This window comes from Rouxiella aceris (assembly GCF_012933545.1).
Classification (GTDB): domain Bacteria; phylum Pseudomonadota; class Gammaproteobacteria; order Enterobacterales; family Enterobacteriaceae; genus Rouxiella; species Rouxiella aceris.
Genome location: NZ_JAADJU010000001.1, coordinates 385,078 through 399,630 on the forward strand (window position 1 = coordinate 385,078; position 14,553 = coordinate 399,630).

The 14,553-nt window shown below is 51.6% G+C and carries 13 protein-coding genes; 3 read left to right on the forward strand and 10 right to left on the reverse strand.

Translation table 11 applies throughout. The features are described 5' to 3' along the window. Positions 1–305 precede the first annotated feature (305 nt). From GW590_RS01710 to GW590_RS01730, 5 genes are all read right to left on the reverse strand, one after another. Positions 306–995, reverse strand: coding sequence for an amino acid ABC transporter permease (locus tag GW590_RS01710; protein WP_169401286.1), 690 nt, complete (start codon positions 993–995; stop codon positions 306–308). Next, positions 985–1,761: an ABC transporter permease subunit gene (locus GW590_RS01715; protein WP_169401287.1), complete on the reverse strand. Its 777-nt coding sequence runs from the start codon at positions 1,759–1,761 to the stop codon at positions 985–987. The genes GW590_RS01710 and GW590_RS01715 overlap by 11 nt, the downstream gene beginning before the upstream one ends. Next, positions 1,745–2,587: an amino acid ABC transporter ATP-binding protein gene (locus GW590_RS01720; RefSeq protein ID WP_169401288.1), complete on the reverse strand. Its 843-nt coding sequence runs from the start codon at positions 2,585–2,587 to the stop codon at positions 1,745–1,747. The genes GW590_RS01715 and GW590_RS01720 overlap by 17 nt, the downstream gene beginning before the upstream one ends. Positions 2,588–2,605: 18 nt before the next feature. After that, complete coding sequence (locus tag GW590_RS01725; protein WP_169401289.1) at positions 2,606–3,433, reverse strand: ABC transporter substrate-binding protein; 828 nt, start codon at positions 3,431–3,433, stop codon at positions 2,606–2,608. Positions 3,434–3,660: 227 nt separating this feature from the next. Continuing rightward, positions 3,661–4,080, reverse strand: a complete 420-nt coding sequence (locus GW590_RS01730) for an Lrp/AsnC family transcriptional regulator (protein WP_169401290.1) — start codon at positions 4,078–4,080, stop codon at positions 3,661–3,663. Between the two features lie 135 nt (positions 4,081–4,215). On the opposite strand from GW590_RS01730, the gene ctlX reads away from it, so the two are divergent. Beyond that, positions 4,216–5,142, forward strand: coding sequence for a citrulline utilization hydrolase CtlX (ctlX, locus tag GW590_RS01735; protein WP_169401291.1), 927 nt, complete (start codon positions 4,216–4,218; stop codon positions 5,140–5,142). 52 nt (positions 5,143–5,194) lie between these two features. On the opposite strand, the gene treF is transcribed toward ctlX, so the two are convergent. The 3 genes from treF to otsB form a co-directional block, all read right to left on the reverse strand. Then, positions 5,195–6,844, reverse strand: a complete 1,650-nt coding sequence (treF, locus tag GW590_RS01740) for an alpha,alpha-trehalase TreF (RefSeq protein ID WP_169401292.1) — start codon at positions 6,842–6,844, stop codon at positions 5,195–5,197. 288 nt (positions 6,845–7,132) lie between these two features. Continuing rightward, on the reverse strand, positions 7,133–8,530 hold the full coding sequence (gene otsA / locus GW590_RS01745; RefSeq protein ID WP_169401293.1) for an alpha,alpha-trehalose-phosphate synthase: 1,398 nt from the start codon (positions 8,528–8,530) through the stop codon (positions 7,133–7,135). Further along, positions 8,527–9,321, reverse strand: coding sequence for a trehalose-phosphatase (otsB, locus tag GW590_RS01750; RefSeq protein WP_169401646.1), 795 nt, complete (start codon positions 9,319–9,321; stop codon positions 8,527–8,529). The genes otsA and otsB overlap by 4 nt, the downstream gene beginning before the upstream one ends. 551 nt (positions 9,322–9,872) lie before the next feature. On the opposite strand from otsB, the gene GW590_RS01755 reads away from it, so the two are divergent. Continuing rightward, the gene (locus GW590_RS01755; protein ID WP_169401294.1) at positions 9,873–10,070 is read left to right on the forward strand and encodes a hypothetical protein; all 198 of its coding nucleotides are present in this window, start codon (positions 9,873–9,875) and stop codon (positions 10,068–10,070) included. Between the two features lies 1 nt (position 10,071). Beyond that, positions 10,072–10,833: a hypothetical protein gene (locus tag GW590_RS01760; protein ID WP_169401295.1), complete on the forward strand. Its 762-nt coding sequence runs from the start codon at positions 10,072–10,074 to the stop codon at positions 10,831–10,833. Between the two features lie 58 nt (positions 10,834–10,891). Here GW590_RS01760 and GW590_RS01765 read toward each other — a convergent pair whose 3' ends face one another. Both GW590_RS01765 and GW590_RS01770 read right to left on the reverse strand, forming a co-directional pair. Next, a complete protein-coding gene (locus tag GW590_RS01765; protein ID WP_169401296.1) occupies positions 10,892–13,288 on the reverse strand; it encodes a phosphoketolase family protein in 2,397 nt (798 codons plus the stop codon). Positions 13,289–13,786: 498 nt separating this feature from the next. Next, positions 13,787–14,497, reverse strand: a complete 711-nt coding sequence (locus GW590_RS01770; protein ID WP_169401297.1) for a hypothetical protein — start codon at positions 14,495–14,497, stop codon at positions 13,787–13,789. Between the last annotated feature and the right edge of the window lie 56 nt (positions 14,498–14,553).

Sequence of the window (14,553 nt, forward strand, 5' to 3'; positions counted from 1 at the left end):
GCTGGCCATGAAAATCTATTCAGTGCATCAAGTGGTGTTAAAACACGCTATCATCGTCGATAAAAGGCTGACTAATATTGTTATCATCTAAGATATAAATAATTACCAACGGCACTCTACCGCAACAAGAAAGCGCGTTAGCTTATTGTTTTATAAGGGATGAAATAAAATTTCGCCAGGAGTAATGCCATTAATAGCTATATATTGCAAAACTCATTCTAAGGAGATCGATAAAACAACCGCAGACGACAAGTTATTATTGTCGCCTGCGGTTAAAGGTCATGGAAATTGTTGGCAGGAGCTATTTAAATCGCAGGGGATTTTTTTGTTAATTTGAGCGCAGTAAAACGCGCCAGGGCGGCGCAGAGCAAATAGTAAACCAGACCAATAAACAAAAATATCTCTGCCGGATAGATCTGCACGCGGTTATTCACCTGCCCGGCCAGGGTGGTCAATTCCGGCACATTGACAATAAAGGCCAGCGAGGTGTCTTTTATCAGTGAAATAAACAACCCAAGCCAGGAAGGCAATAAGTTGGGCCAGGCCTGGGGCAACAAGATAAAACAGATAATTTTTATCTGACTGAATCCCGAGGCAATACCCGCTTCTGTTTGTCCTTTCGGTAAGGCTTCCAGACCGGCAAGGGTGGAATGCATCACTGCCGCCGAGGTAAACCAGGCCAGTGCGGCAATCACCGTCATGGTTCCCGGAATAGCGGCACCAAATACCACCGGCAGCAGAAAATAGAGCCAGAAAATGACAAAAATCAGCGGGATACCGCGAATAAACGCGGCCCATAAAAACAGAATACGTCTGGGCCAGCCGGTAAATCGCCAGGCTATCGCGGCCATAATCACCCCAAGCACCAGCGCGATGGCTCCCGAAGAGAGCGCCATAATCACCGTCAGCAGTACGCCGCCGGGTTCCCCTTCTGCCACCCGTCCCCACAGTAGATAGGTGAAATTATCGTGCAGCACTGAATAGTCAAATTCCATGCTCAGCTCCTGCCTTATTGACCGCTAGCGGCTGCCGACGCGCACCGGGTTTGGGACCGAATACACTCATCAGGCCGCCGAGCAATAACCCCAAAAACAGATATAACAGGGTGCCAATGGCCACTCCCTCAAAGGCATGGGCATTGTAGCTTTCTATTTGGCTGACCTGATAAGTCAGCTCGGAAAAACCAATGCCCGTCGCCAGTGAAGAGAGTTTCATCAGATTAAGATATTGGCCGCAGATCGGTTGCCAGGCGTGGGTTAATGCCTGTGGCAACAGAATGGCGCGCAGCAGATCCCAGTCGCTAAATCCCTGAGAAATTGCCGCTTCCCGTTGCCCTTTGGCAATGGCGTTAAGGCCCGTCTGGATCTCTTCAAGCAGGAAGGCCGCGGTAAATAGCGCCAATCCCCAGGCCGCGCAGAGAAACTCCGGGGTCAGCCAGGGAATATTGCCCGCCAGCACCGCCCAGGGGTGGTTATCGCCAATGTAAAAACGCCAGCTCTCGGGCAGCGCGCCATAGGCGGCAAAATACCAAAACAGCAGTTGTACCAGCAGCGGGGTATTGCGAAAAATCGACACATAGCACGCCACCACCGCGTTACCGACACGGTTGCCGCTGAGACGTAATACCAGCAACAGCACCACTATCAGGGTAGCCAAAACACTGCCGACCACGCTGACATAAAAGGTGGTAAGAAAGCCGGAAATCAGCCATTGCAAGGGTTGTCCCGTCAGCACACCGGCCCAGTCAGGATGCCAGTTCATCAGCACCTGCCTTTTCCGGGTGTAAAGGGAATAATACTTTCTGCAAAAAGCGTTGCGCGCGCGGGTGCGAAGGATGAGTAAAGAACACTTCCGGCTCGGCCTGCTCCAGAATTTGCCCACCGTCCATAAACACCACACGGTCAGCAATTTCGCGGGCAAAACTCATTTCATGAGTGACCACAATCATGGTAATGCCGCTTTTGGCCAGCTCCTGCATCACCAGCAACACCTCGCCAATCATTTCGGGATCCAGCGCGGATGTGGGTTCATCAAACAAAATAATGCTGGGATCGGTGACCAGGGCGCGAGCAATGGCTACCCGCTGTTGCTGCCCGCCGGAGAGTTGTTCGGGATAGTGCAACACCTTGTCGCCGAGGCCGACCCGTTCCAGCAAAATCTGTGCTTTCTGCCGGGCATCCTTTTTCTTCCAGCCATGCACCTTGATCAGGGCCAGACTGACGTTATCCTGCGCGGTAAGGTGGGCATAGAGATTAAATTGCTGAAAAACAAAGCCGATATGCGTACGCAACTGACGAAGCGCCGCGCCTTTAAGGGCGGAAGTGGGCTGTTGATCGATCAATATCTCGCCGTCACTCACCGTTTCCAGACGATTAATCAAGCGGATCAGCGTCGATTTCCCGGAGCCGGAAGGACCACACACTGCCACCACCTCGCCGGTCATAATACTGAGATCGACCTGCCTGATAACCGCATGCTGACCAAAAGATTTACTGACCTGGCGAAATTCAACGGCAACGGAAGGCGTGGCTGAAGAAGGCGAAAAAACCGCAGACTTGGCTGCGGTAGAGAGAGACTCGTTCTGCATTGTAAATTACCCGGCAGATTATTTTGCGGCGATTTTGAATAATCTCGGCTGCGGAGACTTAGTCTGCGGCCCAAACCAGGTGTTATAAATCGATACTGCCTGGCCATTTTTCTCCAGGGTCAACAATTCGTCGTTAACCGCTTTCAGCAGTGCGCCTTCGCCTTTTTTAACACCAACGCCAATCTCTTCTTTGCTCAGCAATTCAGGCAGAACTTTATATTTTGCCTTGTCCGGTGCGCCATCCAGCAGACCGGCGAGAATGGTGCTGTCCTGAGTGATCGCCTGCACGTTGCCGTTGCGCAGCGCTGACAGTGCCAAAGGAATATCATCATAGGACAATACGCGAGATTGCGGGAAACGGTGATGAAGCTCTTGCTCACCGGTGGTGCCTTTCACTGCGCCAATACGCGCCGTGGCATAGGCATCCAGTTTCGCCGGGGAGTTGGCAGGAACCAGGAACTGCTGACCGGTAACAAAGTACGGCACCGAGAAATCAATCACCTGAGCACGTTCCGGGGTAATAGTAATATCAGCGACAATGACATCAGCTTTGCCGGACTGCAACAGTGGGATACGGTTGGCAGGATTGGTGGTCACCAGTTGCAGTTTAACACCGAGAGATTTTGCCAGCGCTTTGGCAAAGTCGACATCATAGCCGACGATATCATGGGTTTTGGCATCCACTGAACCAAATGGCGGGTTGGAATCAAAGGTCGCTACTTTGATCACACCGGCTTTTTTGATATCGGACAGTTGGTCAGCATGGGCGGAAATCGCGGTCACACTGCTGAGAGCCAAAAATACCACTGCGGAAAGGGTGCTGCTGCGCAATTTAAAACGAGTCATAGTTTTTCCTTATATGCCAAGTGGCTAACCACTCATTTATTCAATCTGAGATCGAATAGCTTTTTCTTATATTTGTCATAGTATTACATAGGGAAAAACCGGCAGCCACGAAGAAAAAGTTCTAAATACCCGCTAAAAATGTCTAAGGGAAAGGCGTAAAACCGCGTCTTTTAGCGGTTTATATCAAGGAAAAGTGGTGAGTTATAGGATCTTCTTATCCTTTAAACCTATTTACGGGTCGAAAGCAAAATACTGGTTTCAGTATTATCGATGCCGGCAATTCGTCGAATACGCCCCAGTATCTGGTCAAAAATCTCAAGATTATCCGCGCGCAGCTCCACCAACAGATCCCATTTGCCATTGGTGGTATGCAGGGTATAAACCGCCGGGTCAGCGCGCAGTTGCACAATTACCGCGCTGGCCTTGGCCCCTTCGACGGCAACGCTCATCCAGGCGCGGATTCGGTTTTTCTCCACGCCAGGCCGTACGCGCACCGAATAACCGGTGATCACCCCCTCCAACTCCATCAGCTCCATGCGTTTTTGCACCGTTGCGCGCGAGACCCTGACTTTAGCGGCAATCTCAGTCACCGACATACGGGCGTTTTCTTTGAGTAAGGCAAGGATATGTCGATCGGTATCATTCATCTTGGCAAATTGCTCTTTTCAATAAGCATAATGCCAATTATCTAACCATTATGCTCATAACGGCAACTGCATAAGAACATTTTGTCCTTTCATACTGTGCGCCTTGTTAACACCCGCGAGTACTAAGGCAATCTGATGCAAACCACCAATACAGTGATAATGGTGAGACCCACGGCGTTTAAGGCTAATGAAGAAACTCGAGAAAGTAATGCTTTTCAAAAAGATGGCGCTGAACTGGGCGATATCTCAGCTCAGGCATTGCAGGCTTTTGACGCCTATGTTGCGGCGCTACGCGCAGCCGACATTAATGTACAGATAGTTGCCGATCTGCCGCAGCAACAGACGCCGGATGCTGTGTTTCCCAATAACTGGCTGGCGTTGTTGGCCGATGGCACGCTGATCACCTTTCCCATGGAGGCGCTTAATCGTCGGCGCGAGCGTCGTCAGGATATCATTGCGCAAATAAAACGTGATTTTGTGGTACATCGCTGTCTGGATCTTTCAGCCCATGAGCGGGCAGGACAGTATCTGGAAGGGACTGGCTCGTTGATCCTCGACCACCAGCATAAGTTGGCCTATGCCTGCCTTTCATCGCGCAGTTCGCCGGAGGTTGGGCAAGTCTTTACTCGTCTGACTGGCTATCGGATCATCTGGTTTGCCGCCCGCGACCGTCATCAGAGAGCTATCTATCATACCAATGTTATGCTGAGCATCGGCCAGCGTTTCGCCATTGTTTGCCTGCAAGCCGTGGCCTCGCCGCAGGACCGGCAACGGCTAATCGCCGCACTGATCGACAGCGGCAAAACCATTATCGATGTCACCTATCGACAGATGGAGTCCTTTGCCTGCAATGTGCTGGAGCTATGCGATACCCAGGGACGACCGGTTTACGCCATGTCGACTCGCGCCTGGCAGGCCTTTGGTGGCGAACAACAAAAACTGATCGCTGACTATGCCCGTCTGGCGCTGGGGCCTGTGGATATTATCGAAAATTTGGGCGGCGGCGGGGCGCGCTGTATGCTTTGTGAGGTATTTCTGCAAAAACGCTACGCCTATTGCTGACCGATAGCGGGGGAATAACAGCCCCCCGCCTGTCAGGCCTTGCTACACACCCTCAGTCAAAATTCTCGCCATACAGACCCAGCAAGCGTCGTACCACGCCGTTGGTCCAGCCAAAACCATCCTGCAACGGGTATTCACCGCCACCACCTTCGCGCGGCACGCCACCGGAAATATGGTATTTTTCAATAAGCTTATGATTTTTATTATAAAAAACACTGACCGTTTTTAGCCAATTGCGGGCAATTTCATCGCCCAGGGCGTCATTGCCATACATTTTAAAACCCTGAATGGCCATCCATTGCAGCGGCGCCCAGCCGTTGGGTTTATCCCATTGTTCACCGGTTTCATATTCGGTAGCCATCACGCCGCCAGGGGTAAGCAAGCGCGTGCGCACCGCCTCCGCCAGCCTTTCAGCCTGTAGGTGGCTGGCCAGCCCGACATAGAGCGGCACCACACTGGCGGCGGAAAACAGCGCCATCTCCTGGCGGTACCAGTCATAATCGCGAAAACAGCCTTGCTCTTCATCCCACATATAGCGGGTCACTGCTGCGCGGCGATCCTCGGCTTTCTGGCGAAATAACGCCTCGGTTTCCCGGTCACCATTTACCCCGGAGATATTGGCAATGGCGCTCTCCAGTTTGTAGAGGAAGGCGTTGAGATCCACCGGGATAAACTTGGTGGTGCGAATACTGGCCAGACGATCTTTATCACGCAGCCAGCGTGACGAGTAATCCCAACCCGATTCGGCCCCGGCGCGCAGATCGCGATACACCTCATTGGCCGGGCGGCTGGAGTGTTTGGCAGTTTCGACATCTTCCCGCCAGGATTCATCACGCGGCGTATCGCGGTCATCCCAGTAGCGGTTAAGCAGCGCACCGTCCGGCATCATCACTGCATGACGATAGGCCTGATTCGGCGTCAGTGATTCGGCACCGTCCATCCAGAACTCATACTCTTTGATTAGATGTTCGAGATAACGACGCGCACCGCGGACGCCATCCTCTTCAAATAGCTCGACCATCAGAGCAAAGACCGGCGGCTGTGAGCGGCTAAGATAATAGGTACGATTACCGTTGGGAATATGCCCATAGATCTCAATCAGCCAGGCAAAATTATCCGCCATGGTGCGCAGCAGATCGTTACGCCCACTCTCTGCCAGACCCAGCATGGTGAAGTAAGAATCCCAGTAATAGGTTTCACTAAAACGGCCGCCCGGCACAATATAGGCCTGCGGTAAGTTAAGCAGCGACGACCAGGGAATATGGTCCTGTGGCTCGCGGGTGAGAACTGGCCACAAATTATCGATATGCTCTTTTAACGAATCACCGGGATTAGAGACATAATCATCGCCCTGTCGTTCCGGTAACCAGAAATACTGTTCCACAAACTGCCTGAGGTCAAAATCAGGATGCCTTTTTACCCGACGATAGCGGATCAACACGTCCAGCGGATCGATTTTTGGCGCGCAGTCGGCAAAGGTTTTGCTATCGTCAAAAATGCACGCAGTCTGCACGTTTTCGAACAATTCCAGATAACGGTCTGCGGGGGTCAAGGCATCGGAAGGAGGCATCCCTTCGATCATCTCTGGTTCCGGTTCCGCATCCAGCATTTGATCGAGGATTAATTCGACGGGTTCAAATTCTTCCAGGCGATTTTTTTCGCTGTCGACGACTTCCGTAGCGGCTGATTTTTCGTTATGCATTGGCTATAAACCTCCCCATTGCGTGGTAAAAAATTGAGGTTGTGACCCTCCAGCATCCCTCTACCCAGTGTAGACACCGATGCGTAGTCCCACAGTCAAAAATGTGACTTTTATCACATAATTATGCCAGGACAAAAAATAATCAAATAGTTAATTTATTGTTTATAAAGAAATAACTTCCATAATCAAAGCAAGCGGTCATATCACTATCTGCGGACTATCTTTGCAATCCTATATAAACAGCCCCGAAAAACGGGGCTGTGGTTAGGGGATAACAGCAGACAGTTTTTACAAGGCTGTCGATCGCGGTGTGATAGCCTGCAGATCTTGCAAGAAGCTTTCACGCCAGTGCACGATATCGTGACTGCGTAGCACCGCCATCATCTCGTTATAACGAGAAACACGCTCCTCACGGGGCATGGTCAGTGCCTGATCCAGCGCCGCCGCCACTTCATCGCGATCGTAAGGGTTGACGATCAGCGCCGCGGTTAACTCATTGGCGGCCCCGGCAAAGCGTGACAGCACCAGTACGCCGGGATCTTCGGGATCCTGCGCGGCAACATACTCTTTCGCCACCAGATTCATGCCGTCACGCAGCGGCGTTACCAGACCGACATCGGTGAGACGAAATATTTTCATCAACAGTCGGCGGTCAAAATGCTGGTTCAGGTAAGAGAGTGGCGTACGGTCCAGGGTGCCGTATTTGCCGTTAATGCGGCCGACCTCCATTTCCAGCTGATGGCGGATATCCTGATAGGCCTGCACATCACCGCGAGAAGTCGGCGCAATCTGTGAATAGCGCACCTTGCCGCGATGCTGTGGATAGTTCTCCAGCAAGGCTTCAAAAGCCAGAAAGCGTTCCGGCAGCCCTTTGGTATAATCGAGGCGCTCGCAGGAAATGATATTCTGCATATCGCCAAGTTCGCGCTTTATGGCTGCCATTTTCGGCGGCAACTTGCCTTCTGCCATCTCTTTGATGCTGTCCGGCGAAATACCGATCGGATAAACCTCGGTCATAAAGCTTTTGCCAAAGGCCTGATGGTGTTGCTCATCGCTTGACTGCACTTCGGTCAGGCGTTTGATATTGTCGAGAAACGCCAGCCGATCGCCGTCGGTCTGGAATCCGAGCAAGTCGAATTCACACATCATATTCAGCAGTTCTTCATGGGTCGGCACCGCATCAAAAATATCCGGGGCCGGGAACGGAATATGCAGGAAAAAGCCGATACGGTTATTGATGCCAATCTTGCGCAGCGCGGCAGCGAAAGGCAGCAAATGATAGTCATGGATCCACAGAATATCGTCGGGTTTAATCATCGGTTGCAGGCGTTTGGCCAGCAGTTCATTCACCCGGCAGTAACCGTCCCAGGCTTCGCGCTGAAAATCCACCAGATCGATACGAAAGTGAAACGCAGGCCAGAGAACGGCATTGGAGAACTGGCAATAGTAGAGGTCGTAATCGTTTTGATTAAGCGGCACCGCAGCGTAGGTAATGCCATCTTTTTCTACCAATTCGAGATCGTCTTCTTCCTCTTCGGATATTTCGCTAATCTCTCCATTCCAGCCAAACCATAATCCCGAGGTGGCTTTCAGGGCATCGAGAATCCCCACCGCCAGTCCGCCAGCGCTGGACTTCGATTTTTCCGGAATAGCGATACGATTTGATACAACAACCAGGCGACTCATAATCTTGACCCCTTACCAATGTGATCTTGCTTAAATTGTAATACAAGTTGTTCAAGCCAGTCGTAAACCTCTGCAACCTGCTTCAGGCGATAGCGGGCATGGCTTGTGCCATCGCCCACCTTGACGGAAATCCCATGCAGGGCATTGACCGTCAAAAATCCTTGCTCATCCGTCAGGTCATCACCAACGAAAACCGGAATACGTCCGGCGAACGGCGCATGGCGCATAAAGGTGGCAATCGCAGCCCCTTTATCTGTGCCTTGCGGTTTAATCTCGACCACACATTTGCCGGGCTGCAGCGCCAATTGTGGAAATTTTTCCACTGCGGCCTGCGCCAGTGCCAGCAGCTGCGGCTCGTAGGGCATTGCCTGACGATAGTGCAGAGCAAAGGCCAAGCCTTTGGCTTCCAGCAGGGTACCCGGCATGGTGGCCATCCCCTGCTCCAGCATCTGCTGTAGGGGCACGGCAATCTCGGGTGCCAAGCTAGCACGGTGGATATTATCTGCACCGTCACGCAGTTCTGCGCCGTGGATCCCCGCCAACGGCAATCTGAGTGGTGCCGTCAAGCGATCAAGCTGTTCGATGGGGCGGCCTGATACCAGCGCCACAGCGCCGCGACAGGCACTCGACAGTGCCTGCAAATTGCCCAGAACCGATGCAGGGATAGTTACGCTATCCGGCTCGGGGCAGATCTCTGCCAGCGTGCCATCGACATCAAAAAAGAAGGCATATTGCTCGCTATCCGCGGTCAGGCGTGGCGGGAGCGGTAACTGATTTTCTGTAGCTCCAATAGTCAAAATGGTTCTCCTGTCGGCAAAATGTTACACAACCTGGCGACGCACGCAGTCAGAGCGCACCAGGTGAAAGTTTTAAGTCGCAATCATCCGAGGGTGTCAGCTATCTCAGTGAAGGAAGAAAAACGTGGCAACGTGACGTGAACATGTCGCGAGTAGGCAGGATAGAGCGATATATTGACGATAACTCCTTGAATAACATCTTCAATAAGAAAAAATACAATACTAGTCCGACTCTTGTTGTGATGATTATTCCGTCTCGACATGTGCGCCGCATCGACCTTGGCTTTCATGCTTTCTCCCGAACAATTATCAACGTTATTGTTATGTACCACCCATTAGGTTTAGTGGCTATCCGGCTTTAGCGCCAGTGTTTTTGGCAACTTTAGGAAATATCCAGATAAATATAAAACCGACTTTCCCGGTTATAACGGCAATAGATTCAGATAATCCCCCGCTTTTATTTAAGCCGTTTCTGATTATGCCCTCGCCTTTTGATATTCCGTATTTCCCCTGCCATCCTTAGTGTTTATTTAGCGGAGGAAGCCATGCGAAAAATGCTGAAATCACTGTTTGCCAGTCCCGAGTCGTTGTTACAGGTGATGAGCGAACGTGACATTGAGGAAGCAATCCAGGAAGGTGAAAGAATTATTATTGATGAAGATGGTAACGCTGCGGTCAATATTAACAGCAAAGAAGTGCGCGAGGATTTTGCCCGCCATGTTCAGGCATTAAGGAGATTGTAAGATGGGAACAGCGGTATTTATGGTCCTGATGGTCTGTGGTTATTGGTACACCTGCCGCGACTTGTCTACGCGATTTAAATTCAAACGCACCTTTGGCTGGGATCTCTATTTTCTGGTTGCCCTTTACGGCTGCATCTTTGTTTTACAAGGAGTGATAGCAACAGCGCTAATTTGGTTATGCCTGTTGCTGATCTCTGTCGTACTCAACAACACCACTTTTGCCCTTGGCGATCATTATCACCATTTGCAGATGGATTTTATCAACTGGAGCTTTCTTGGCATTCAGGCCCCGGTGGTAATTATGCTGACGCTGGCGATACTTTTTTGCCTGTATCGTTCCAACTGGGCGGGGAGTGCCAGGCTCAACGGTGCCGGACGAAAAGAGCTCTACAAAAGACTCACCCGTGCCAACGGCGTAGAAGGCCTGTTATTTCAGTGTATGGAAGAAGGCAGTCTCGCCTGGATCACCCTGAAATCACGACGTATTTATATTGGTATGATCCATACCGCCTCCTTTGAGCTGAGCACCACCGCCAATGTGGTATTGATCCCGATGCTAAGCGGCTACCGGGAGGGTAAATCCCTGCGACTATGTATTGAGCATAATTACAGCGCCTGGTATGCCGGACATGATATCACCCTGGATTCGACACCCCGCTCGGCGCTGGATTTTCGTAAAGTGATTATGGTTGAGCAAATCGAAAGTTTATCGCTGTTTGATGCCGCCAGTGCCACGGCATTATCAATGCAGGGTGACGAGTAAAAACCCTGACAAATAAACGGCAGTGACATGCCCGCTCACTGGCTGCCACTGCCCAGCCTTAGTTTATTTTCCATTGCCAGTTTTGTATTTCCGGCAAATCTTCGCCATATTCACGCACATAGTCATAATGTTGCTCCAGTTTCTTATGACAGAATTGCAGTGCCTCCGCCGCCTTATCCTCCAACCCCGGCACATGGCGGATCGCCGCAATGGCCAGATGAAAACGGTCTAACTGGTTAAGCACCGTCATATCAAAAGGCGTGGTGGTAGTGCCCTCTTCATTAAAGCCATGCACATGAATTTGCTGATGGTTAGTGCGCTTGTAGGTCAGACGATGGATTAACGTCGGGTAGCCATGATAGGCAAAAATTACCGGTTTATCCCTGGTGAAAAGCTGATCGAAAAACGCATCACTGTGCCCGTGAGGATGCTGCTCTGCTGATTGCAGAGCAAAGAGATCCACCACGTTTATCACGCGGATCACCAACTGCGGCAAATATTGGCGCAGTATGCTGACTGCCGCCAGGGTTTCCAGAGTGGGCACATCCCCGGCACAGGCCATCACCACATCGGGCTCTGTCTCGCCGGTTTCGGTACCGGCCCACGGCCATATCCCCAGCCCCACCTGACAGTGTTTTTTGGCTTCCTCCATGCTCAGCCATTGCGGCTCCGGCTGTTTGCCGGCAATGATGACATTGATACGGTCATAGGTTTGCAGGCAGTGATCGGTGACCCATAACAGGGTGTTGGCATCCGGTGGCAGATAAATACGCACAATCTCCGCTTTCTTATTGGCCACCACATCCATAAAGCCGGGATCCTGATGACTGTAGCCATTGTGATCCTGACGCCAGACATGGGAAGAGAGCAGGTAATTCAGCGAGGAAACCGGGGCGCGCCACGGCAGTTTTCGGCTGACTTTCAGCCATTTGGCATGCTGATTAAACATCGAGTCGATGATATGGATAAAGGCTTCATAGCAGGTAAACAGGCCATGACGGCCGGTAAGCAGATACCCTTCCAGCCACCCCTGGCAAAGATGTTCGCTAAGCACCTCGAGTACCCGCCCGTCAGCCGACAAGGATTCATCGTAGCTTTCTATGCGCTGCATGGTCATCCGCTGGGTGGCCTCAAATACCTTACTCAGGCGGTTGGAGGCGGTCTCATCGGGGCCAAACAGGCGAAAGTTGCTGTCGATATCGTTAATATGCATCACATCGCGCAAATAGGCCGCCAGAACCTCGGTTGCGCCAGCCTGAATAGCACCAGGTTGCGCGAATTCCAGCGCATAATCACCGATATCGGGGGTTTTCAGCGCAATACGCAGCTTACCGCCGTTAGCGTGCGGATTAGCCCCCATGCGCCTTTCACCGTGCGGTGCCAACGCCATCAGCTCGGGTTTTAATCGCCCCTTATTGTCGAAAAGATCTTGCGGATGGTAACTCTGCAACCAGCTTTGCAAGATCTCACGATGGCCATCGTCGTTGCGGCAATTGGCTACCGGTACCTGATGCGCCCGCCAGAAACCTTCCGTTTTCTTGCCATCCACCTCTTTCGGCCCGGTCCAGCCTTTGGGACTGCGCAGGATAATCAGCGGCCAGTGTGGCACAGCCGCCGCCATACCGGTTGGGGCTTGCCCCGTTCGCGCCTGACGCTGAATATCTTTGATAATATCCAGCGCATGGTCGATGGCGGCGGCCATTTGCTGATGCATATCCATCGGATCCGATCCGACAACAAATATCGGCAGATAGCCGTAACCACTAAACAGCTGCTGTAGATCGCTGTCACTGCTGCGCCCAAGCAGGGTCGGGTTGGCAATTTTATAGCCATTAAGATGAAGAATGGGTAATACCGCGCCATCCCGCTGTGGATTGAGAAACTTGTTGCCGTGCCAGCTGGCCGCCAACGGGCCGGTCTCGGCTTCACCGTCGCCAATAACACAGCTGACGATCAAATCGGGATTATCAAAGGCCGCGCCATAGGCATGCACCAGCGAATAGCCCAGCTCGCCGCCTTCATGGATAGAACCCGGCGTTTCCGGTGCTGCGTGGCTGGGAATACCACCGGGAAAAGAGAACTGACGAAACAGCTTTTTCATCCCTTCGCCATCAAAACTGATATCGGGATAGATTTCGCTGTAGGTCCCTTCCAGCCAAGTGTTGGCTACCATGCCCGGACCACCATGGCCCGGACCGCAAATAAATATCATGTTGAGATCGCGTGACTTAATCACCCGATTTAAATGGGCATAGATAAAATTTAAACCGGGAGTGGTTCCCCAATGGCCCAACAGGCGGGGCTTGATATGTTCAGGTTTAAGGGCATCAGACAGCAGCGGATTGTCCAGCAGATAGATCTGTCCCACCGAGAGATAATTTGCCGCACGCCAATAGCGATCGATCAACTTAAGGTCTTCAGTATCCAGATTTACCCTGGTGGTTGCATCAGCCATACAGAACCTCCTTCAAGATTGATGTAAAGGGTTAAGGCATCCACTAAGACTAGTTGTCATTTGGGCTTTTGCATGGCACTAAGGTGGATTGGGTTGTAGCGGGTATTTATTGAGATGGGGGGTAAACATAATGGCGTAATAATAACAAGCAGGTACTATGGTCAATATTTTAACTTGGCTACAAATAAAGATACGCAAGGGGCTGAAATGCCTGCTGAAAAATGGGAAAGTTTTGTATTTAAAAAACTATAAATTACATATCAACCGTTTCCCTCTTTCCCCGATACCAGGGTACAAACACATTAAGGGTACTACCCCAGAAAATACCGCCAAGCACACCATTAACAAAACCCAATAAGGCAGGGCATAGGCTAAACTTGCATGTCTTTTTATACCAGTGAATATTTTTCACTGGTATACCCACAGGAAATACGGCTAACACTACAATCCCGGTTTCATCTGTTTATCAGATATATGGACTGGGATTGTAGTGAGAGTTTATTGGGCGGAGGTGGTCGTTGGCGTGGTCGTCGCTGGTGTATCGGTGGTTGTCGGCGTGGTGGTGGTTGCCGGTGTAGTGGTAGTCGCCGGTGTAGTGGTAGTCGCTGGCGTGGTGGTAGTCGCTGGCGTAGTGGTGGTCGCTGGCGTAGTGGTGGTCGCTGGCGTGGTGGTAGTCGCTGGCGTGGTAGTGGTCGCTGCTGGTGTAGTAATGGAGGTTGGCACTGCGGGTACTGACGTCGCAGGTGCCGGGGTCGGCGCTGGAGCCTGAGCCACCACCGGCGGAGTCACTGGCGTTGCCGGGCGCACGGTAAAGGTCGGCGTCGCTTTGGTCACTTTATAGCTGACATGCTGCTCGGTATCTGTGGTAGTGGTCACTTCAACAGGGGTAATAGTGACACGACCAATCAGCGAACGCGCATAGCCGCCAATTTTGTGTTTACCGGCAGCCACGTGCAATTCGACAGTCTGTCCGGTAGCCAAAATACCGCCATCAGCACCATCAACAGTAACAAATATAGGCTCGCCGTCATCAACCCGGGCAGCAACATGCGTAACGGTAACCACCGTCGGACCTTGGGAGAAATCCTGGGTGACTGTTTTGGCAGGGGTTAAGGCTGCGGCGGCAGTAGAGGTAGCAGTGCTAATCTTCGCGCAACCGGTCAGCGCCAGGGCTGTGGTGATCGCGATTAGGGTGAAACGATTAATCATATTGCGGCGTTTTCCTATCGTCTATTTTGTGACTGGGGCAACAATATAACTGATAT